The sequence below is a fragment of the Streptomyces sp. NPDC090032 genome, from assembly GCF_044748025.1.
GTDB lineage: Bacteria > Actinomycetota > Actinomycetes > Streptomycetales > Streptomycetaceae > Streptomyces.
Genome location: NZ_JBIVFF010000001.1, coordinates 72,298 through 91,477, shown reverse-complemented (window position 1 = coordinate 91,477; position 19,180 = coordinate 72,298). Strand labels below are relative to the sequence as shown.

The following is a 19,180-nucleotide window of genomic DNA, read 5'->3' as shown; positions in this document are numbered from 1 at the left end:
CTGAACCGGGCATTTCTGGCACCCGGTCAGCCTCCGCACCCTCCGTGTCCGCCGTCACCCCACAGGAGTCACCGCACCCCACGACGGTGTCGTGAATCCCGGGTTCCGGGTGAAGAGGTTCGGCAACCGTCCCGGCACGAATCCATGTGCGCGCCGGGCCAGGTCGGCGGCTCCGTAACGGCGGCATTCAGCGTGCCAGTTGAGGATCCCGGCCAACCAGTTCTGCAGCTCCGCCACATAGCCGTCCATGACCGCCCGGCCTTCCCGCGACAGCTTGAAGTCGTCGTACAGGACGGGGAATTCATGGGCGGCGACATGCTCGAACTGCTGCATGCGCTGCGTCATCAGGTCGTGCACGACGCCGAGTCCGGTCGGGTAGTCGCAGCCGAAGAAGTTCTGCACGACGAGGATGCTGTTGTGGATCTCTCCCTCGTACTCGATCTCCTTCTGGTACGAGAACACGTCGTTCAGGAGCATCGCGTAGTCGACGGCCGCGTTCTCCAGGGAGCGGACGGGGCCGCTGCGGTAGACCTCGGGCGGCACGGCGGGGCCGTGGCCCATCCGGCTCAGGCTCATGGTGAGGTCGGCGCCGAAGGTGGCGCGGCGCATCTCCAGGTAGTCGACGGGATCCGGGATGCGGTTCTGGAGCTGGTTGGACAGCTCCCACACCCAGCTCTCCGTCATGACGTCGATGGACGCCTTCAGGGTGCGCCGCTGCTCGGTCGTCATGCCTGCGGCGGTGCGGACCCACAGGTCGGCGAGGCCGCGCTCCATCGCGTTCACCGGCGGCGGGATCTCGCCACCCTCGACAGGCATGCAGGCGGAGAGCCGTTCGGTGCACAGTCTCGCCGCGGCGAGGTCACGCCGGTGCCCGAACACGAGCGGGTAGTAGTCGTCCCCGTACGTCCCCCAGGCCAGCCAGCCGGCGCTCAGGTCCAGGGCGTCCTGGCCGCCGTCGGGGTCGATACCGGCCGAGCACAGGGGCAGGTCGTAGGCGGCCAGCTTGTCCTCGTCCCAGATGCCTTCCTCCAGGATGCCCATGGCGTGCGCCCAGGGGGTGATGCGCCGGCGGGCCTCCTGAAGGCCGGGGTTCAGCCGGAGCCGGAACGGCATGTAGAAGTCGGGGAGCAGGGAGGGCCCCACCTTCTGGTACGGCACGTGCGTGTAGGCGCGCAGGCGTTCGGCGCCGGCCGAGGCGAGCAGCGCGCCGACGTCCGCACCGGACGTGCCGATTCCGGTGGGCCCCGCCAGGGGGTCGCTCCCGGTCGCCCCCTCGTTCATGTAGCGGCTGGAGCGCAGGTGCCATTCGTGGCCGCCCGACTGCCAGTCCTGCAGGCCCCGCGTGTACGCGGCGACCGCGGCGACCTCGGGCGGCGTGAGCCCCTTCTCGACGGCGAGGGCGGGCACTTCGGTGAGCGCGGTGTGCTCGAACTGGTGGAGGCGTGAGGTGAGGATGTCGTTGACGGTCTGCGCCGCCTCCTGTGTCGTGCACCCGAAGAAGGTCTCCAGGACCAGCACGCCGTTGCTCAGCTCGCCCTCGTCCTCGACCTCGCGCTGGTACGAGAAGAGGTCGTTGCGCAGGTGCACGGCGTCGGAGAACGTCTCCATCAGGACGCGCAGCGGCCTCGACCCGGCGACAGCCGCGGGCACTTCGGAGGTGGCGTACTCGACGAGCCCCGCCGACCAGGGCGCGCCGCCGACCTTGCGGCGCATCTCGATGTACTCGACGGGGTTGGAGATCCGCCCCTCGTTGATGTTGGACAGCTCCCACATCGACTCGTTGAGGAGGTGTTCGGTCGACTCGGCGAACCTTCTGCGCCAGTCCACCGACATGGCGGGGACGGTGCGCGCCCAGAGGTCGGCGAGGCCCGCCTCGACCGGGTTCTGCGGCTCGGGCACGGGGGTCGACAGGTCCATCGGCATGAACAGGGGCAGGCGGTCCAGATAGGCCTTGCCGCCCTCTCGGTCCTGGGTCCGCTTGAACGTCTCCAGGAAGTGGTCGTCGAAGAAGAAGACCCACACGTACCAGTCGGTGACGAGCGACAGGGCGGCCCCGTCGCAGTCGGGATGGGTGTACGCGCACAGCAGTCCGTAGTCGTGCGCGTCGAGGTCGCTCTGCTCCCAGATGCCGGACCCCTCCAGCATGCCCATCTCGCGGGCCCACCGCGTGGAGTGCGCCCGCGCCTCGTCGAGGTGTGGATTGAGCCGCGCCTGGTACGGCATGTAGAAGTGCGGCAGTTCGAACGGCTGCGTCATGGCCCGGCCCTACCCGTGGCCCTCGGCGGGCATCCGGACGGCGGCACATGATCGCACCATCGCGTGAACCTTCGACTGAGCGGCCCCGGGGCGGGGAAAAGGGCGGTACCCGATCCCACCCGATCCCCCTCTGAGGAGTCCTCGGTGAGCCAGGCCACGGAGCCGTTGATCGTCGTCGGTGTCGACGGTTCGAAGCACTCGAAGGACGCCCTCCGCTGGGCGGTGCGGCAGGCCACGCTCGTCGGCGGCCGGGTGCACGCCGTCATGAGCTGGGAGTGGTCCACGAACCCCTTCAGCCTCAGCGGGCCCGCTGACGGAGACACGGCGGCGGGCGGCCGCGAGCTGCTCTCCCCCGAGGAGACCTCGCGCGCCAAGCTCATCCACATCGTCACGGAGACGGTCGGCGAGAACCCGCCCGTCCCGGTGCACAGCCGCGTCATGCAGGGGCACGCCGCGAAGGTCCTCGTCGAGGCGTCCGGGGCGGCCGAACTCCTGGTCGTCGGCACCCGCGGCTACGGCGGTTTCAAGGGGGCGATGCTCGGCTCGGTGAGCCAGCAGGTCACGCAGTACGCGCACTGCTCGGTCGTGGTCGTGCGGGACAAGTCCGCCGCCTGACCCGGGTGGTGGGCCGTCCCCGTCGGCCGCCCGACGGGGTGTCAGCGGGGCGTGCCAGAGTGCCCCCATGGACGATGCCCGAGAGTTCCCACGCCAGTACGCCCGTACGCGCCGCTTCGCCCTGGGCGCGCCGAGCCGGTTCACGGTCTCGGCGGACGGCGAGCGCGTCCTGTTCCTGCGTACGGGAGGCGGCGCCGACCCCGTGAGCGCGCTGTGGCTCTACGAGGACGGTGCAGAGCGCGTCCTCGTGGACGTCTCACGCACCGCGCGCGCGGGCGACGTGCCGGCCGCCGAGCGCGTGCGCAGGGAGCGGGCGCGCGAGAGCGCGGTCGGGCTCGTCTCGTACTCGGCCGACGCCGAGTGCCGCACGGTCGTGTACGCCCTGTCCGGTGCGCTCTGGGCCGTCCGTGTCGCGGACGGCGTCCCGTTCCCCGTGTCGGCGGCGGGCCCGGTCGTGGACCCGCGCCTGTCCCCCGACGGCCGCTCGGTCGCGTACGTCACCGGTGGCGCCCTGCACGTCGTCACGCTCGACGGCGAGGACCGGCGGCTTGCGGCGCCCGAAGGCCCGGACATCACCTACGGGTTGACCGACCACGCGTCCTCGGAGTCGATGGGCCGGGCGCGCGGTCACTGGTGGGCGCCCGACGGCGGCGCGCTGCTCGCCGCGCGCGTGGACACGTCGCGCGTGCAGCGCTGGTATCTCTCGGACCCGGCCGACCCTTCGGCGCCGCCCCGCGCCGTGCGCTATCCGGCGGCGGGTACGGCCAACGCCGACGTGTCGCTCCATGTGCTGCGCCTGGACGGCTCGCGGGCCGAAGTGGACTGGGACCGTGGGGCGTTCGAGTACGTGCCCGTCGCCGGGTGGGACGCGCACGGCCCGTTCGCCGCGGTGCAGAGCCGCGACCAGCGGACGCTGCGCACGCTGGCCGTGGACCCCTCGACGGGCGCCACCCGTGTCCTCGACGAGCAGCGCGACGCGGCCTGGGTCGAGCTCGTCCCGGGCGCCCCGTGCCGCACGGCGTCCGGCGCACTGGTGACCACCCGCGACGAGCAGGACACGCGCCGCCTCGTCGTGGCCGGGAAGCCGGTGACCCCGGTGGGCCTCCAGGTCCGTCAAGTCCTGGGCGTACAGGGCGAGTCGGTGCTGTTCGAGGGTGGTGACGAGCCCACCGAGACCCATGTGTGGACCTGGGCGCCCGACGCGGGCCGCGTCAGGCTCACGGACACGCCGGGCGTGCATACGGCGGTCTCCGTGGGCGGCACCACGGTCCTCGTGAGCCGCCGGGAGGACCGTACGACCGTGGAGGTGACGCGGAAGGGCGAGCCGGTCGGGGAGATCGCCTCGCTCGCCGAGCGTCCCGTCGTCCCCACGCGGCCCGTCCATCTGCGGCTCGGCGAGCGGGAGTTGCGCAGCCAGCTGTTCCTGCCGTCGTGGCACACACCGGGCAGCGGCAAGCTCCCCGTCCTGGTCAACCCGTACGGGGGCCAGCACCTGCTGGTCGCCACGCGCGGCCTCGGCTGGCCCGCGCATGTGTCGCAGTGGTTCGCCGAGCAGGGCTTCGCGGTCCTGGTCACGGACGGGCGCGGCTCCCCGGGGCGCGGTCCCGCATGGGAGAAGGAGATCCGCGGCGACATCCTGACGCACGCGCTGGACGACCAGGTCGCGGCCGTGCAGGCGGCCGGGGCGGAGTTCCCCGACCTCGACCTGACGCGGGTCGCGATCCGGGGCTGGTCGTTCGGCGGGTTCCTCGCCGCGGGCGCCGTCCTGCGCAGGCCCGACGTCTTCCACGCGGCGGTGGCGGGCGCGCCGCCCACCGACCAGCGGCTGTACGACACCCACTGGAAGGAGCGCTACCTCGGCCATCCCGACGAGGAGCCCGAGAACTACGAGCGCTGCTCCCTGATCGCCGACGCGCCCCTGCTGCGCCGGCCGCTCCTGCTGGTGCACGGGCTCGCCGACGACAACGTGGCGGTCGCGCACACCCTGCGCCTGTCGGCGGCGCTGCTCGCGGCGGGCCGCAGCCACCAGGTGCTGCCGCTGCCGGGCGCGACGCACATGGTCACGCAGGAGGACGTCGCGGAGAACCTGCTGCTGTTCCAGCTCGACTTCCTGAAGAAGTCCCTGGGCCTCTGACCACCCGCCGGGAGACGCGTGCCTACCAGTGCGCGGGTCGGCTCAAGGTGGCCGGGATCCTGGTCGAGCCGTCCCCGCGGGCCGCGTTGACCTGCGCCTGCGTGAGGAAGATGCTGCCGGTCAGGTCGGCGCCCTGAAGACGCGCGTCACGGAGGTCGGCCCCTATGAGGTCGGCCTCGCGCAGGTCGGCGCCGGTGAGGTCGGCCGCTATCAGGTAGGCGCCGCGCAGGTTGGCGCCCCGCAGATCGGCGCCCTTGAGGCGGGCGCCCATCAGGTCGGCGCCCCGGTGGTTCTTCTTGCGGCCGGGCACGGCCGCCCGTACGAGCTCGCTGACCTTCAGGAGCGTCTCGCTGACCTCGCCGCGGAGGGCGGGTACGTCGGCCGCGGCGAGGGTGGCGGCGTCCGCGCGGGTGAGCTCCTCTATCCCGTCGAGGGCGCGCCGCACCTCCTGGTGTGCCGGGCGGGCCCGGTCGAGCTCCAGCGCCTCGGTCAAGTACCAGAGGAGTTCGTGCAGTTGGCGCATGACGGGGAAGACGTCGAACATGGCGCGCGCGGTCCCGCGCGACGTACGCCAGTCCTCGCCGCCGAACGTGACCTGTGACACCTGCTGACCGGCGCCGAAGCAGTCGAAGACCGTGCAGCCCGCGTAGCCCTTGTCACGGAGCGTGGTGTGGATGCCGCAGCGGAAGTCGTCCTTGAGGTTGTGGCACGGCCGGCCCGCGGCCTTGTCCGCGGCGAAGTCGGAGGACTTGGCGAAGGGCAGCGCGACGCAGCACAGGCCGAAACAGCTCCCGCAGTCGGCGCGCAGGTCGAGCCGGCGGCGGTGCCCGGCCTCAGGGACGGCGCCGGGGCCGGAGCCGTCGGTCGCCACGGTCTCAGGACGGGTTTCGCGCTTCTGGGACAACGGGCCCGGTCTCCTACGTGTATGTGGTGTCTGCGGGGTGGCGCGCCCCATACTCCCTGATGGCACGGGCGGCGGTCCGGCGCGGGCCCGGGTCACCCGCCGGGCCCGGTACCGTGGGGGAGGAACGATCTCGTGGGCCTCCTGGCGGGCTGCGTGAACCCAGGAGGAAATCAGATGACGACGAACCGCGGACGCAAGCACGTGATCCGGCACCGGATGACGTCGACCGGAGAGTCGTACGTCGTCGCCGCGAAGAACCTCAAGGCGATGAAGGACATGGGCGCCACCGCGGAGGCCGTGCGCACCCAGCGCTGGCGGCCCGCGGACTCCCTCGACGTCCCCTGCCCCTGCGGCGGCACGTGCGAGCCCGGCGAGAAGTGCGACCGCTGCCACGCCCGCCACCGCCACGTGGGCCGCGCCCCCGGCAGCCTCACCGACGTAGAGACGTGGCTGGACAAGTACGACTGCATGGGCTGCGCGTCCTCGTACACGCTGACCGTCGTCCTGCCCGGCCGCCCGTGGGGCATCGCCGAGACGGTGGTGCAGGGCGGCAACGCGGAGCCGGTGGTCCGGGCCCGCGTCTTCCCCGGCGTCGTCCACCCGCTGATGCGCCCGGAGACGCCGGCGGAGGACTGAGCCTCCGCCGGATGCCCGGTCAGCCCGCCTTCGGTGCCAGCTTCAGCGAGATCGAGTTGATGCAGTACCGCTGGTCCGTCGGCGTGGGGTAGCCCTCGCCCTCGAAGACGTGCCCGAGGTGCGAGCCGCAGCGGGCGCAGCGCACCTCGGTGCGGACCATGCCGTGCGAGCGGTCCGCGATCAGCTCGACGGCGTCCGTGTCCTTCGGGTCGAAGAAGGACGGCCAGCCGCAGTGCGACTCGAACTTCTCGCCCGAGGTGAAGAGCTCCGCGCCGCACGCGCGGCAGGAGTAGACACCCTCGGTCTTGGTGTCCGTGTACTCACCGACGAAGGCGGGCTCGGTGCCGGCCTGGCGCAGTACCGCGTACTCCGCCGGGGTCAGCTCCGCGCGCCACTCCTCGTCCGGCTTTTCGACGTCGTACGACATTCAGCTCAGTCCTTCACTTGGCAAGGCGATCAAGGATCTGCGGGCCGAGCTCCGTGACGTCGCCCGCGCCCATGGTGAGAACAAGGTCGCCCGGCTTGGCCATTCCCGCGATCACGTCGGGCACGGTCGCCTTGTCGTGGACGGCGTCCACGTCGGCCCCCGCCGCGCGGGCCGCGTCGATGATGAGGCCGCTGGTGATGCCGGGGATCGGGTCCTCGCGGGCCGGATAGATGTCCAGGACCACGGACGCGTCGGCGAGGGCGAGGGCGGCGCCCATCTCCTTGCCGAGCTCCTGGGTGCGGGAGAAGAGGTGGGGCTGGAAGACCACGAGGATCCGGGAGTCCCCCGCGGCCGAGCGCATCGCCTCGAGGTCGGCGGACATCTCGGTGGGGTGGTGCGCGTACGAGTCGATGACCTGTACGCCGTTCTCCTCGCCCTTGAGCTGGAGGCGGCGCTTGACGCCGGTGTACGACTTCAGCGCCGCGGCCAGGTTGCGGGAGGGGATGCCGAGCGCGACGCCGGCGGCGAGTGCCGCGACCGCGTTCTGCGCGTAGTGGCGGCCTGGGACCGAGACGGTGAAGGTGAGCAGCTTGCCGTCGAGGAGGACGGTGACCTCGCTGGTCAGGCCACGCGGGGTGATCTTGTGGATGCGGACGTCGGCCGCCTCCGACTCGCCGTACGTGACGACCTTGAGGGACGTCGTGTCGCGCAGCCGGCGGGTGAGCTCGACCGCGCCGGACTGGTCCGCGGCGATGACGAGGGTGCCACCGGGGACGATCTTGGAGGCGAAGGTCTCGAAGGACTCGTAGATCTCGTCGATCGACGCGTAGTTGGCGTGGTGGTCGAGCTCGACGTTGAGGACGATGGCGACCTCGGGCGCGTACTTGTGGAAGCTGCGGTCCGACTCGTCGGCCTCGGCGACGAAGATCTCGCCCTCGCCGTGCAGCGCGTTCGAGCCAGGGGCGTCGAGGTCGCCGCCGATGGCGTACGAGGGGTCGAGGCCCAGGGAGGAGAGCGACACCGCCAGCATCGACGTGGTCGTCGTCTTGCCGTGCGTACCGGCCACCGCGATGGGGCGCAGGCCGTCCATGAGGGAGGCGAGCGCGTCGGAGCGGTGGACGACCGGGATGCCGAGCTCGGCGGCGCGGGCCAGCTCGGGGTTGTCGGCGCGGATCGCGGAGGAGACGACGACGCAGGTGGCGTCCGGCGCGAGGTGCGCGGCGTCGTGGCCGATGTGGACCGTGGCGCCGAGCGAGCGCAGCGCCTCGGCCGTGGCGGACTCCCGGGAGTCGCTGCCGGCGACCAGGGCGCCGCGCTGCGCGAGGATCTTCGCGATGCCCGACATTCCGGCGCCGCCGATGCCGATGAAGTGCGGTCGGTCCATGGCGGTGGGCAGGCCGGGTGCCATTGGTTTCTCCCTGGGACGGTGTGCTGCTGCGTGCCCACTGCGGGCAGGCTCAGCCTACTTTCTCCGCGCGCCCGGCCCGCGCAACCCTGTACCGCCCACCACGAGAGGCCCTACACCTTGCTGTACGAGAAGAGCTTCAGAACCGGGACGCCCACCTTGTGCCGGGCCCGCGAGGCCCAGTCGCGGTGGAAGAACTCCTCCACGTAGTGCGGGTCGGTCAGGACGATGACCTCGTCGGCGCCGATCTCGTCGACCAGGGCCTTCAGCGCGTCCAGGGGGTGGTCCTCGACGAGGCGGCCCTCCGCCTGGCAGCCGGCCTGGTGGAGCGCGGTGAGGGAGACCTGGAGAGCTTGTCCGCCGGTCTCCGCGGCGTCCTTGCCCTCGGGTACGTCTCTTTCCTTCGCCGCGTCGTCGAGCTCTCCCATGGCGACGTCGTCGATGGCCCGCAGCAGGCGGTCGGCCTGGTCGCCGCGGGGCTGGAGCAGCACGTGGAAAGCGACTTCCTCGTCACCGTGCAAGGTGGTGACGAACTCCACGTCGGCGGACGTCAGGGCCTTCTCGATCATCAATACGCTCGTGAACACGACAGGCGCCCTTCTTCTCTCCTCCGTGGGCCGTCGACTCTCGACCGGTCCCTGCGGAAACCATCCTGCCCCGTGACCGCACGGGGTCTGCGAGATTTAGTGTGCCCAGCGGAAGAAAAACGGAACGGCATATTCCACTGATTGTCAGCTCCGACGGTATCGGGTGAACAGGAACCCGGCCTCTTCCAGTACAGAAGCCATCTCGAAACGTTCGGGGACGGTCAGGGACGGTCCGCCGGCAATCCGCTGCGCGTCTCCGGCGGTGAGCATCGGCGACAGCGTCAGGCAGAGTTCGTCGAGCACCTGTGCGGCCACGAACTGGCCGAGGAGACGGGGTCCGCCCTCCGTGAGGAGCCGGGTGAGCCCGCGCTCCGCGAGCGCCCGGACCGCACGCTCCGGCTCGACCTCGGTGCCCTCGCCGGCGATCAGCACCTCGGCGCCCGCCTTGCGCGCGGCCGCCATCCGGTCGGGCGGCGCTCCGGCGCCGGTGACCACGAACGTGGGGACCAGGGGCGAGGTGAACAGCGGAAGGGAGAAGTCGAGGTCCAGGCTCGCGGTGATCACCGCGATGGCCGGGGCGGGGCCCTGTCCGGCCGCCTCCCTGCGCGCGGCGAAGGCCTCACGCGCGCGTGCCGGGCGATAGCCCTCCAGACGGACCGTTTCCGCACCGACCAGTACGGCGTCCGCGAGCCCGCGCAGGGTGCCGAAGATCCGCATGTCGGCGGCGCACGAGATGCCCTGCGAGCGGCCGTCGTGCTGGGCGGCACCGTCGAGCGTGGAGACCATGTTGGCGCGCAGCCATACGTCCTGCCCGGCGGGGTACGCGTAGGCGTCCGCGAGCTCGTCGAGACTCCACTCACGGGGTTCGTGGGCCGCGTGATCTGCTGTTTCGTACGTCACAGGGAACAGGCGTCGCATGTCACGCAGTGTCCCACGGCGTCTAGAGTTGGGTGCTGTGTCGTCCTCCACCACCACCCCGGCCCAGAGTCCGATAGCCGATGCGGCCCCGCTGTCCCTGTGCGCCCGTGAGCCGGTCGTCCCGGCGGACCGTCTGGTCGCCGAGATGGTGCCCCCGCCGCGCTTCGACTCGGTCCGCTTCGAGACGTACATCCCGGACCCCGACCAGCCCAGCCAGACCGAGGCGGTGCGGGTCCTGAGCGGCTTCGCGGCCGGGCTCGGCGGCGCCCACGCGAGCGGTTCGGGTAAGCGCAGGTGGTTCGCCAAGAAGCCCGCGGCCTCCACTGGGCCCCGCGGCGTCTATCTGGACGGCGGCTACGGCGTCGGCAAGACCCACCTCCTCGCCTCCCTCTGGCACGCCACCCCGGCGGCCCCCGAGCAGAAGGCGTTCGGCACGTTCGTCGAGCTGACGAACCTGGTGGGCGCGCTCGGCTTCCAGCAGACCGTGCGCACCCTGGGCGAGCACCGGTTGCTGTGCATCGACGAGTTCGAGCTGGACGACCCGGGCGACACGGTCCTGGTCTCGACCCTGCTCGGCAAGCTCGTCGACGCGGGCGTCGCACTCGCCGCGACCTCGAACACGCTGCCGGGCAAACTCGGCGAGGGCCGGTTCGCCTCCGCCGACTTCCTGCGCGAGATCCAGGGCCTGTCCGCCCACTTCCGCCCCCTGCGCATCGACGGCGAGGACTACCGCCACCGCGGCCTGCCCGAAGCGCCCGCCCCGTTCTCCGACGAACAGGTGACGAAGGCGGCGTACGCGACCCCGGGCGCCTCGCTCGACGACTTCCCGCATCTGCTCGACCACCTCGCGCGCGTGCACCCCAGCCGCTACGGCGCGCTGACGGACGACCTCGAGGCGGTCTGCCTCACGGACGTGCAGCCGGTCCCCGACCAGTCGACGGCGCTTCGGCTCGTCGTGCTCGCCGACCGGCTCTACGACCGTGAGGTCCCGGTGCTCGCCTCCGGCCTCCCCTTCGACCGGCTGTTCAGCGAGGAGATGCTGAACGGCGGCTACCGGAAGAAGTATTTCCGTGCGATCTCCCGGCTGACCGCGCTCGCGCGGGACGCCAAGGGGATCGTGGGCGAGTAAGGCGCGCGGGCTCCCGCGCATGTGAGGCGCGCGGGCGGGGATGGTGTGCGACGGCCGGGACATGAGCGACAGGCCGTCACGCGCGTGGTTCCGGTGAACCCTGCCGCGTGATACACACGACCGGGTCACCGTTCCTGTCCGCCAGCAGGAGGTTGCCCCATGTCTGAAGCACGTGCCGCACGTACCGCTCAGTCCTCCGCAACACGACGTCAGGTCCTCGCGCGCAGCGGCGCTTCCGTCGCCGCGATCGCCTTCGCCGGAAGCCTCTCCGAACTGTTCACGGGCACGGCCGCCGCGCAGAGCCTCGGCAAGCAGGGCTACGGCCCGCTGGTGCCCGACCCCGCCGGACTGCTCGACCTGCCCGAGGGGTTCCGCTACAAGGTCCTCTCGCGCGAGGGCGACCCGCTGCGCTCCGGCGAGGGCAGGGTGCCCAGCAACCACGACGGCATGACGGCCCTGAAGGGCAGCCACGGCCGGGTCCACCTGGTCCGCAACCACGAGAACCGCGTCACCGCGAAGATCGCCGTACCGGCTGTCGAGGGGCTCACCTACGACCCGATGGGCAAGGGCGGCTGTACCGCGCTCACGCTCGACCGGCACAACAACGTCCTGTCCGAGCGCGTCGCCATCGCCGGCACGGCCGTCAACTGCGCGGGCGGGCCCACCCCTTGGGGCACCTGGCTGACGTGCGAGGAGACCGAGGACAAGGCCGGCACGAACGGCTACACCAAGGACCACGGCTTCATCTTCGAGGTCGACCCGGCCGACCCGCGCCGTTCGGGCGCCGTGCCCCTGACCGCGATGGGCCGCTTCCAGCACGAGGCGATCGCGATCGACCCGAAGCGCGGTGTCGTCTACGAGACCGAGGACGCCTTCGAGAAGCCGTTCGGCCTCTTCTACCGCTTCCTGCCCAAGAAGCCCGAGGGCGGCCTCGGTTCCCTGCGGGCGGGCGGAACGCTTCAGGCGATGCGGGTGCCCGGGGTGCCCGACCTCTCCGTGATCCAGGAGACGGGCGCGGCCTTCGACGGCATCGAGTGGGTCGACGTACCCGACCCGCTCGCCGCGCGGACCCCCGTCCGCCTCCAGGACTTCGGCCCGAAGGGCATCACGCACGCGCAGAAGCTGGAGGGCTGCTACTGGGGCGGCGGCAGCGTCTACTTCGTCTCCTCGTTCGCCCACAGCGCCGAGGGCTCGGCCGCGGACCACTTCGGGCAGATCTGGCGCTACGACCCCGCGAGGCGCCGCCTCACGCTGGTGATCGTCTTCGGTCCGAGCACCGACGTCCAGCTGCCGGGCGAGGAGCCCGACAACATCTGCCTCGCCACCGGCGGCGGGCTGATGGTGTGCGAGGACGGCGAGGGCGCGCAGCACGTCTTCGGGGTGACCCGCCGCGGCGACGTGTACGCGATGGCGCGCGGGCGGCAGAACATCGGCACGGCGCGGGAACCGGCGTGGGGCGAGTTCGCGGGCGTCACGTTCTCTCCGGACGGCGACACGATGTACGTCAACTGCTACACGCCCGGGACGACCTTCGCCGTGACGGGCCCCTGGCACCGGTAGCGCAGGGGCCCGGTCCATCGCACGATCGAGGGACCTGACGGGAAGGGGTGCGTGGTGGCCAAGGCCGACAAGGACACGAAGCGGAACGGCAAGGGCGAGGGCGAGGCGGCCAAGGGCGCCGGGAAGTCCCGCGGCAGGGTCGCCGCAGACCGGCCCGTCCCGCTTCGTGAGCTGCTGCGCATCCCCGCCGGCAAGCCCGTGAGTCTCGCCTCCTACGACGCGCGGGCGACGCCCGCGGGCCCCTCCGGCAAAGCCGCAGGCCGGGAGGCGATCGCCCAGATGGGTGAACACCTTGCCGACCTCCAGGAACGCCTGTGGGCCTCCGGTACGGCGGGCGACCGGCGCCGGATCCTGCTGATCCTCCAGGGCATGGACACCAGCGGCAAGGGCGGCACGGTCAAGCACGTCATCGGCCTCTTCAACCCCTCCGGCTGCCGCATCAAGGCGTTCAAGGCGCCGACCCCCGAGGAGCGCGCCCATCCGTTCCTGTGGCGCATCATGCGAGCGCTCCCCGAGCCCGGCGAGATCGGCATCTTCGACCGCTCGCAGTACGAGGACGTCCTCGCCGCCCGCGTCCGCGGCCTCGCCCCGCGCCGCCGGCTGGGCGGCCGCTACGGCCAGATCAACCGCTTCGAGCAGTCGCTGGCCGAGGACGGCGTGACGGTCGTCAAGTGCTTCCTCCACATCTCGTACGAGGAGCAGCGCGAGCGGCTGCTCGAACGGCTCGACAACCCGGACAAGCACTGGAAGTTCACCATGGGCGACATCGAGGACCGCGCCCTGTGGCCCGCGTACCAGGAGGCGTACGAGATCGCGCTGGAGCGCTGTTCGACGGACGCCGCGCCCTGGTACGTCGTGCCGGCTGACCGCAAGTGGTACCGCAACTGGGCTGTCAGCAAGCTGCTCCTGGAGCATCTGGAGGCGCTGGACCCTCGGTACCCGAAGGCGGACTTCGACGTGGCCGGGGCGCGGGAGCTGTTGCTGGCGCAGGGGTAGGCGGCTGCGCCGTCGCGTCCGGCAGCCGGGCGGCGCACAACTGCGGCCGGCCACCTGGCGTGCCGTCCCGGCGCCTTGGGAAGGGTCCTATGGGTTCCGTCGCGGGACCCGTAGGACCCTTCACGGCTCCCTCTCCGGGAGCCCGCCCCCTCGGGACAAGGACACGGGACACATGGAGCGACACGCAGCCTGGGAGTTCACCGACGACCGCGGGCATGTGGCGGCCGCGGGGGACGTGCCGTTACGGGTGGTGGCCTACATACAGGCCGGCGCCACACTGTGGGACCACGGGATCCGGCCGGTGGGAATCTTCGGTTCGTTCCACGACGGGGATGTCGCCGACCCGGCCAAGGCGGGGACGCTGCCGCTCGGCGAGGTCCGTTACCTGGGGGCGGGCCAGAGCGTCGGCCTGGAGGCCGTGCTCGCGGCCGAGCCCGACCTCGTCGTCGCCGTCACGTACGGCGGCGGTCAGGTGTACGGCGTCGATCCCGACGTGGCGAAGCACCTGGAGGAGCACGTCCCGGTCGTCGTGGTCGACGTCGGGCAGGGCCGTTCGCTCACCGCGGTCCGGGAGCGCTTCGCCGAGCTGGCGCGCTCGCTCGGTGCGCGGGACCGAACCGGGACCGAACTGGAGCGCGCCATGCGGGAGTTGGAGCAGGCCGCGCGGGACAACCCGGGACGGGTGCTGGCCCTGTCGCCGGGAGGGCCGGACAGCGTCCATCTGGCCCGGCCCGCCAAGTGGCCCGACCTGAGCGCGCTGACCGCACTCGGCGTGCGGACCGTCGAACCGCCGCAGGGGCCGGGCGCCAACTGGAACACCGCCGGTTGGGCACAGGCCGCCGCGCTCACGCCCGACATCGTGCTTGTGGACTCCCGTGCGAACGCCGCCCCGCGCGAGGAATACGCGGCGGACCCGTACTGGCAGCAGGTCGCGGCCGGGGCGCGCCTGCTCCCCTGGAACCCCGAGCTCCCGGCGAGCGAGTCCGCGCACGCACGGTTCTTCGGCCAGGTGGCAAGGGCGCTGCGGGACACCTGAGCCCCGGCCTTCCCCCGCCTGGCCCGACGCCGCACCGCTCTCACGGCATGGTGCGCAATTCATCGCATTAGTACGTTTAATGTCGCCGCGTGATGACCTACGTACGGAGATTTGCACTGGTCTGCGCCCTGGGCGCGCTGGGGGTCGGAACCGCCGCGTGCGGTGGGAGCGGTGGCTCCGCCGGGCACCCGGAGGGGGCGGTGGTGAACGCGTCCGTCTCCGCCGGGTCCTCGCGCCCGCCCACGCTCGCGCCCGGACCCGCCGGTCTCACCCCCGTGTTCAAGAACGCGCCCCACCCGCGGGACCGCACCGTCGCCCTCACCTTCGACGCCGACATGACCGCCGACGAGGGCCCCCGCGCGGCGGCCGGTGAGCACTTCGACAACCCGGCCCTGATCGCGACACTGCGCCGGCTGAAGGTGCCCGCGACCGTGTTCATGACCGGGCGGTGGGCCGAGGAGTACCCGGCCGAGGCCAGGTCGATCGGGAGCGATCCGCTCTTCGAGGTCGCCAACCACTCGTACAGCCACTACGCCTTCACCGGTAAGTGCTACGGCCTGCCCACCATGGCGCCCGCGCAGATGCGGTCGGACGTGGAGCGCGCCTTCACCGCGTTGCGCAAGGCCGGCGTGAAGCGCACGGTGCCGTACTTCCGCTTCCCGGGCGGGTGTTACAACCAGGAGGTCCTGCGGACGCTGGTGCCGGCGGGCGTCACGGCCGTGCAGTGGGACGTGGTGAGCGGCGACGCGTTCGCGACGGACTCGGACGCGGTGGCGCAGCAGGTGCTCGACGGGGTGCGGCCCGGTTCGGTCGTCGTCATGCACTGCACCCGCAGCGCGGCCCCGGCGACGGAGCGAGCGGTGCGCGCCGTCGTGCCGAAGCTGCGGGAGCGCGGGTACCGGCTCGTGCGGGTGTCGGAGCTGATCGGGTCGACGGCGGGCCGCTAGCGGAGGCGACCGGGGGCTGGGTCGGGTCCGATTAGGCTGGCCGCATGGCTGCTGACTACTGCGACGGTACGAGCCACTGGGACGGTACGAGCCCGGACACCAGCCCGGAACCGTTCGCCGAGTGCGTGCTGTGCCGCAAGCCCACGGAGTACCCCGAGTCCCGCAAGGGCGTGACGCTGTGCCCCGTCTGCGAGTGGCAGGAGGCGCAGCGCACCGCCTGCTCAGGGTGATCGCGGCTGGCGCGAAGGCCCGCGAAGAACCGATCTTCCGCCTGGCAGACTGGTCCGGTGAGCAGTGACGACCAGACCCTCCCGAACGACGCCTCCGGCACCGACACCTCTGCCGAGGTGCCGCAGGACAGCCCCTTCCGGTCCGAGCGGACCGCGCGTGACGAGTCGCCGCAGTTCGTGCTGCCCCTCGTGGCGCGGATCGAGAAGGCCGCTCCACCGGCCCGCACCGACGCCCTGGAGACGGCGGCCCGCGCGGTCCTCGTGATCCTCTCCGACGCCCGCGCGACCGGCGACGGCGAGTGGGCGCAGGTCATGCGCGACTGGCAGGACGCCCGGATCCGCAAGGTGGTGCGGCGGGCGCGCGGCGCCGAGTGGCGCAGGGCCGAGGCGCTCGACGGCATCACGGTGACGGGGAAGTCGGCCGAGGTACGGGTGTTCCCGCCGGTCCCGCTCGACGGCTGGCCCAAGGATCTGGCGCGGCTCCAGGTGTCGGGGACGGAGCTGGACGACCCGGAGCCCCCGGCGGACCCGGACCTCACGGCGCCGGTCCTGTGGCTGAGCCCCGACCTCGACATGACGGCAGGCAAGTCGATGGCCCAGGTGGGCCACGGCGCGCAACTGGCCTGGTGGGAGCTGTCGGACGAGCAGCGCGCGGAGTGGCGCGACGCCGGTTTCCCGCTCTCCGTACGCACCGCGGACGCCGAGCGCTGGCGCGAGCTGACCACGAGCGGCCTTCCGGTCGTCCGGGACGCCGGCTTCACGGAGATCGCCCCCGGCAACACGGTCGTGGCCGAAGGGGGCAGTCACTTCTGCCCCCTCCCGCGCGCACGACGGCCGTAGCCGGGCCCGCCCGCCTGCGCCGGACCGGCGCAGGCGGGCAGGCGTAGGCGGGCAGGCGTAGGCGGGCTGGCCGGTCAGGCTCTCAGGACGCCGGGACCTTCAGCTTGTCCCAGCTGGTCTTGCCGGGAATGCCGTCCGCGTCCTTGCCCTTGAAGCCGAGCTTCTGCTGCCAGGCCTTGTAGGACTTGCGGTCGGCGTCGGTCCACTCGGGGCTCGGCCCCTCCTCGTAGTGGTCGCAGCCCTCGGCGACCAGGCGGCGGCCCATGGCTGTGATGAGCGCGGACTTCTGGCCGTTGTGGAAGAAGGCGCCGCCCGGAAACGGGGCGTGCTGCGGCTTGGACGGCGTGGGCTTCGGGTCGGGCCCCGGGTCGGAACCCTGGGACTTCCCGGCGAGCCGGTCGGCGATCCGCTTGCGCATGCCGTCCATCGTGAAGCCGCGCGGGTCCTGCTTGCCCGGCTGCCACTCCTTGTGGCCGATGACCGACCGCTCGCTCCAGCCGTGGTGACGGCAGATCGCGGCGGACACCTTCTCGATGGCCTCCTTCTGCGCCTCGGGCCAGGGGTCCTTGCCGTCGCCGAGGTTGATGCACTCGAAGCCGTAGAAGTGCCGGTTGCCGTCGGTGTCGGCCTCGTTGTCGTGCGGCAGCTTCGACTCGTTGACCACGGCGCGCAGGACGTCGCTGTCGCCCAGCCCCGCATGATTGGCGCGGCCGTTGCCGACGAGGTGGATCTCGCCCTTCTTGTCGATGACGCCGTGACACAGCGGCCCCGGCAGACCCGAGTAGCCGTTGTAACAGATGTTCACGGAGGCGTCCGTGCCCGAGGTGACGGTGTGGTGGATCATCACGCCGTTCAACGGGCCCCAGGGACCCTTCGTATTGCGGTTGTGCGAACGCCAGTTGCGCACCTCGTGGACCTTCAGACCCTCCTTACGCAGGATCTCCACCAGCTTGGACGCACTCAGAGGTGTGGCCATCACTCGTCTCCTTCCACGGCGGACTCCGCCTCTGCGGTGGTCTGCGACCTCCCGTGCGAGGGGCCTTCGGCCGCGAGCTCCTCACGGTGTGCCTGTTCCTCCGCCGCAAGGGTCGCCTCGTCCGCGGCCGGGATGCTGATCGCGAGGGGGCCGAAGGCGAGGCGCAGGTCGACGGCGCTCTCCTCGCCCTTGACCAGGGCCAGCGGGGCGAAATGCCGGGCTATGCCGGCCGGCCCCTGGAGCAGCGGGCGGCGCGCCGCGTCCGCCGGCCATTCGACACTGCCGGTGGCGGTGCGGGCGGGGACGAGCCAGTGGTCGCCGGTCCGGTAGGTGCCGCCCTTGGCGAAGTACACCTCGACACCGTCCTCCAGGGGCAGCCACTCCCCCTCCGTGACGGGGACGGCGCCGCCCTTCAGGGCTGCGGTGCGGCCCTTGCGCTTCGGGCCCTCGCGGTGGTCCCAGCGGCGCAGGAACGGGTGCAGGTGGGGCAGCCGGCCGACGCCCGGCTCGGGCTCGGCGGACAGGCGGACCCGGCGGCCCGGCAGGTCGAGCTCCTCGACGCGCAGCAGGGGCAGGGCTTCCAGGCGGGAGGCGTAGGCGGTGTCCGTGAACTCGACGAGGTCGCCGACGTCCAGGTCGAGCTTGTCGTCGTGACCGAGGGACGCCAACTGCACCCAGGCGCCGTCCAGTTCGTCGACCGGGAAGACGACCGAGCCGTTCTCGCGGGACCACTTGAAGGTGGCGTCCTTCGCCTCGCCGCCGGCGTGGACCTCGACCCGGTACAGCTGGTTCTCCGGACCGCGGTAGCGGGCGTCGGGCCTGACCAGGCACGGGTCCTCGTCGGCGTGGTCGGGCCGCTCGCTGCGGGCGGCCAGCCGGGCGGTGGCCGCCCCCTGGCTCTGCGCCCACTTGTCGAAGGCCGCACGGACGACCTCCTTCGACGGGTCGGCGTCCTCGATCGCCAGCGCCGCGAGGGACAGCGGCAGCACCTGCCAGACCACCTTGACGCGGGCCGCGGTGTCCGGCATCGCCGCGCCGAGGGCGACCTCGCGCAGCGCCGGGTCCTCGGCCGCGTTCACCGACCGCTCCCACACGTTCAGGTAGACCACGAAGGGCGACTGCGCGGGCGAGGGCAGCCGGTCGCCGGGCTTCTCCGGGTCGCGGAAGGCGTCGGGCTGGTCCCAGTAGGTCCAGTACGAGGGCGGGGCCGCCGCGTCCGTTGCGTCCTCGGCGTTCTCTGCGTCCTCGTCCGGCACGGGCGTACCGGGCGCCGGGCGGCCCGCGTCGAGCAGGATGCCGTCGACGTAGTAGCGGCCGCCGTGGATGTAGAGGGTGTCGATGTCGTGCTTGCCGCCCACGTACTCGATGCGGAAGCCCGCCGCGTCGCGCGGCCCGCCGTAGCGGCCGATCAGGTCCGCGGCGAGGCTGCGGGCCTGGTGGAGCTGGATCGCGGTCTGTTCGTTGGCATCGGCGTCGAGCTGGACGCGGCCCTGCTGGGCGACGACCGCGGAGTAGTGCCGCTCGGGGTGGAAGGTGAGACGGGAGAGATCAGCGTGCATGAAGGGGGTCCCCCTGGTTCAGGAA

The 19,180-nt window shown here is 72.0% G+C and carries 18 protein-coding genes; 10 read left to right on the top strand and 8 right to left on the bottom strand.

Annotated features, from left to right (window positions below):
* Nucleotides 1-54: 54 nt before the first annotated feature.
* On the bottom strand, nucleotides 55-2,256 hold the full coding sequence (cyc2, locus tag ACIPWY_RS00345; protein ID WP_393700225.1) for a germacradienol/geosmin synthase Cyc2: 2,202 nt from the start codon (nucleotides 2,254-2,256) through the stop codon (nucleotides 55-57).
* A gap of 144 nt (nucleotides 2,257-2,400) precedes the next feature.
* Here cyc2 and ACIPWY_RS00340 point away from each other — a divergent pair, with 144 nt between their 5' ends.
* Complete coding sequence (locus tag ACIPWY_RS00340; protein ID WP_362899140.1) at nucleotides 2,401-2,871, top strand: universal stress protein; 471 nt, start codon at nucleotides 2,401-2,403, stop codon at nucleotides 2,869-2,871.
* A 67-nt stretch (nucleotides 2,872-2,938) separates the two neighbouring features.
* Nucleotides 2,939-5,005 (top strand): prolyl oligopeptidase family serine peptidase, encoded by a 2,067-nt coding sequence (locus tag ACIPWY_RS00335; RefSeq protein ID WP_401531972.1) that lies wholly within the window; start codon nucleotides 2,939-2,941, stop codon nucleotides 5,003-5,005.
* A 22-nt stretch (nucleotides 5,006-5,027) separates the two neighbouring features.
* Here ACIPWY_RS00335 and ACIPWY_RS00330 read toward each other — a convergent pair whose 3' ends face one another.
* Nucleotides 5,028-5,909 carry a pentapeptide repeat-containing protein gene (locus ACIPWY_RS00330; RefSeq protein ID WP_401531971.1) on the bottom strand — a complete coding sequence of 294 codons (882 nt, stop codon included), beginning with the start codon at nucleotides 5,907-5,909 and terminating at the stop codon, nucleotides 5,028-5,030.
* 174 nt (nucleotides 5,910-6,083) lie between these two features.
* Here ACIPWY_RS00330 and ACIPWY_RS00325 point away from each other — a divergent pair, with 174 nt between their 5' ends.
* Nucleotides 6,084-6,545, top strand: a complete 462-nt coding sequence (locus ACIPWY_RS00325) for a hypothetical protein (RefSeq protein ID WP_362899144.1) — start codon at nucleotides 6,084-6,086, stop codon at nucleotides 6,543-6,545.
* 19 nt (nucleotides 6,546-6,564) lie between these two features.
* On the opposite strand, the gene msrB is transcribed toward ACIPWY_RS00325, so the two are convergent.
* The 4 genes from msrB to ACIPWY_RS00305 form a co-directional block, all read right to left on the bottom strand.
* Entirely contained in the window at nucleotides 6,565-6,972 is a 408-nt protein-coding gene (gene msrB / locus ACIPWY_RS00320; RefSeq protein ID WP_362899146.1) for a peptide-methionine (R)-S-oxide reductase MsrB, read from the bottom strand.
* 13 nt (nucleotides 6,973-6,985) lie between these two features.
* Nucleotides 6,986-8,380 (bottom strand): UDP-N-acetylmuramate--L-alanine ligase, encoded by a 1,395-nt coding sequence (gene murC / locus ACIPWY_RS00315; protein ID WP_362899148.1) that lies wholly within the window; start codon nucleotides 8,378-8,380, stop codon nucleotides 6,986-6,988.
* 110 nt (nucleotides 8,381-8,490) lie between these two features.
* Nucleotides 8,491-8,964: an indole-3-glycerol phosphate synthase gene (locus tag ACIPWY_RS00310; RefSeq protein WP_362899150.1), complete on the bottom strand. Its 474-nt coding sequence runs from the start codon at nucleotides 8,962-8,964 to the stop codon at nucleotides 8,491-8,493.
* Between the two features lie 144 nt (nucleotides 8,965-9,108).
* Nucleotides 9,109-9,882, bottom strand: a complete 774-nt coding sequence (locus ACIPWY_RS00305; RefSeq protein ID WP_362899152.1) for a pyrimidine reductase family protein — start codon at nucleotides 9,880-9,882, stop codon at nucleotides 9,109-9,111.
* A 37-nt stretch (nucleotides 9,883-9,919) separates the two neighbouring features.
* On the opposite strand from ACIPWY_RS00305, the gene zapE reads away from it, so the two are divergent.
* The 7 genes from zapE (at nucleotide 9,920) to ACIPWY_RS00270 (ending at nucleotide 16,620) form a co-directional block, all read left to right on the top strand.
* On the top strand, nucleotides 9,920-11,011 hold the full coding sequence (gene zapE / locus ACIPWY_RS00300; protein ID WP_401531970.1) for a cell division protein ZapE: 1,092 nt from the start codon (nucleotides 9,920-9,922) through the stop codon (nucleotides 11,009-11,011).
* Nucleotides 11,012-11,170: 159 nt separating this feature from the next.
* Nucleotides 11,171-12,571 (top strand): alkaline phosphatase PhoX, encoded by a 1,401-nt coding sequence (locus ACIPWY_RS00295; protein ID WP_401531969.1) that lies wholly within the window; start codon nucleotides 11,171-11,173, stop codon nucleotides 12,569-12,571.
* A 54-nt stretch (nucleotides 12,572-12,625) separates the two neighbouring features.
* Nucleotides 12,626-13,567, top strand: coding sequence for a polyphosphate kinase 2 family protein (locus ACIPWY_RS00290; RefSeq protein ID WP_401531968.1), 942 nt, complete (start codon nucleotides 12,626-12,628; stop codon nucleotides 13,565-13,567).
* Nucleotides 13,568-13,739: 172 nt separating this feature from the next.
* Complete coding sequence (locus ACIPWY_RS00285; protein WP_362899158.1) at nucleotides 13,740-14,603, top strand: ABC transporter substrate-binding protein; 864 nt, start codon at nucleotides 13,740-13,742, stop codon at nucleotides 14,601-14,603.
* Between the two features lie 89 nt (nucleotides 14,604-14,692).
* Nucleotides 14,693-15,550 (top strand): polysaccharide deacetylase family protein, encoded by an 858-nt coding sequence (locus ACIPWY_RS00280; protein ID WP_401531967.1) that lies wholly within the window; start codon nucleotides 14,693-14,695, stop codon nucleotides 15,548-15,550.
* 44 nt (nucleotides 15,551-15,594) lie between these two features.
* On the top strand, nucleotides 15,595-15,780 hold the full coding sequence (locus ACIPWY_RS00275; protein WP_362899162.1) for a hypothetical protein: 186 nt from the start codon (nucleotides 15,595-15,597) through the stop codon (nucleotides 15,778-15,780).
* 57 nt (nucleotides 15,781-15,837) lie between these two features.
* Entirely contained in the window at nucleotides 15,838-16,620 is a 783-nt protein-coding gene (locus ACIPWY_RS00270; protein ID WP_393700240.1) for an aminoacyl-tRNA hydrolase, read from the top strand.
* 82 nt (nucleotides 16,621-16,702) lie between these two features.
* On the opposite strand, the gene ACIPWY_RS00265 is transcribed toward ACIPWY_RS00270, so the two are convergent.
* Together ACIPWY_RS00265 and ACIPWY_RS00260 are read right to left on the bottom strand one after the other, a co-directional pair.
* On the bottom strand, nucleotides 16,703-17,596 hold the full coding sequence (locus ACIPWY_RS00265; RefSeq protein WP_401531966.1) for a peptidoglycan-binding protein: 894 nt from the start codon (nucleotides 17,594-17,596) through the stop codon (nucleotides 16,703-16,705).
* The gene (locus ACIPWY_RS00260) at nucleotides 17,596-19,155 is read right to left on the bottom strand and encodes a DUF6519 domain-containing protein (protein WP_401531965.1); all 1,560 of its coding nucleotides are present in this window, start codon (nucleotides 19,153-19,155) and stop codon (nucleotides 17,596-17,598) included. Before ACIPWY_RS00260 ends, ACIPWY_RS00265 begins: the two co-directional genes overlap by 1 nt.
* Between the last annotated feature and the right edge of the window lie 25 nt (nucleotides 19,156-19,180).

Coding starts and splice junctions, on each gene's coding strand:
- ACIPWY_RS00325 (WP_362899144.1), top strand. CDS start 6,084: ATGACGACGAACCGCGGACGCAAGCACGTGATCCGGCACCGGATGACG.
- ACIPWY_RS00335 (WP_401531972.1), top strand. CDS start 2,939: ATGGACGATGCCCGAGAGTTCCCACGCCAGTACGCCCGTACGCGCCGC.
- msrB (WP_362899146.1), bottom strand. CDS start 6,972: ATGTCGTACGACGTCGAAAAGCCGGACGAGGAGTGGCGCGCGGAGCTG.
- ACIPWY_RS00260 (WP_401531965.1), bottom strand. CDS start 19,155: ATGCACGCTGATCTCTCCCGTCTCACCTTCCACCCCGAGCGGCACTAC.
- ACIPWY_RS00275 (WP_362899162.1), top strand. CDS start 15,595: ATGGCTGCTGACTACTGCGACGGTACGAGCCACTGGGACGGTACGAGC.
- murC (WP_362899148.1), bottom strand. CDS start 8,380: ATGGCACCCGGCCTGCCCACCGCCATGGACCGACCGCACTTCATCGGC.
- ACIPWY_RS00295 (WP_401531969.1), top strand. CDS start 11,171: ATGTCTGAAGCACGTGCCGCACGTACCGCTCAGTCCTCCGCAACACGA.
- cyc2 (WP_393700225.1), bottom strand. CDS start 2,256: ATGACGCAGCCGTTCGAACTGCCGCACTTCTACATGCCGTACCAGGCG.
- ACIPWY_RS00305 (WP_362899152.1), bottom strand. CDS start 9,882: ATGCGACGCCTGTTCCCTGTGACGTACGAAACAGCAGATCACGCGGCC.
- ACIPWY_RS00285 (WP_362899158.1), top strand. CDS start 13,740: ATGGAGCGACACGCAGCCTGGGAGTTCACCGACGACCGCGGGCATGTG.
- ACIPWY_RS00265 (WP_401531966.1), bottom strand. CDS start 17,596: ATGGCCACACCTCTGAGTGCGTCCAAGCTGGTGGAGATCCTGCGTAAG.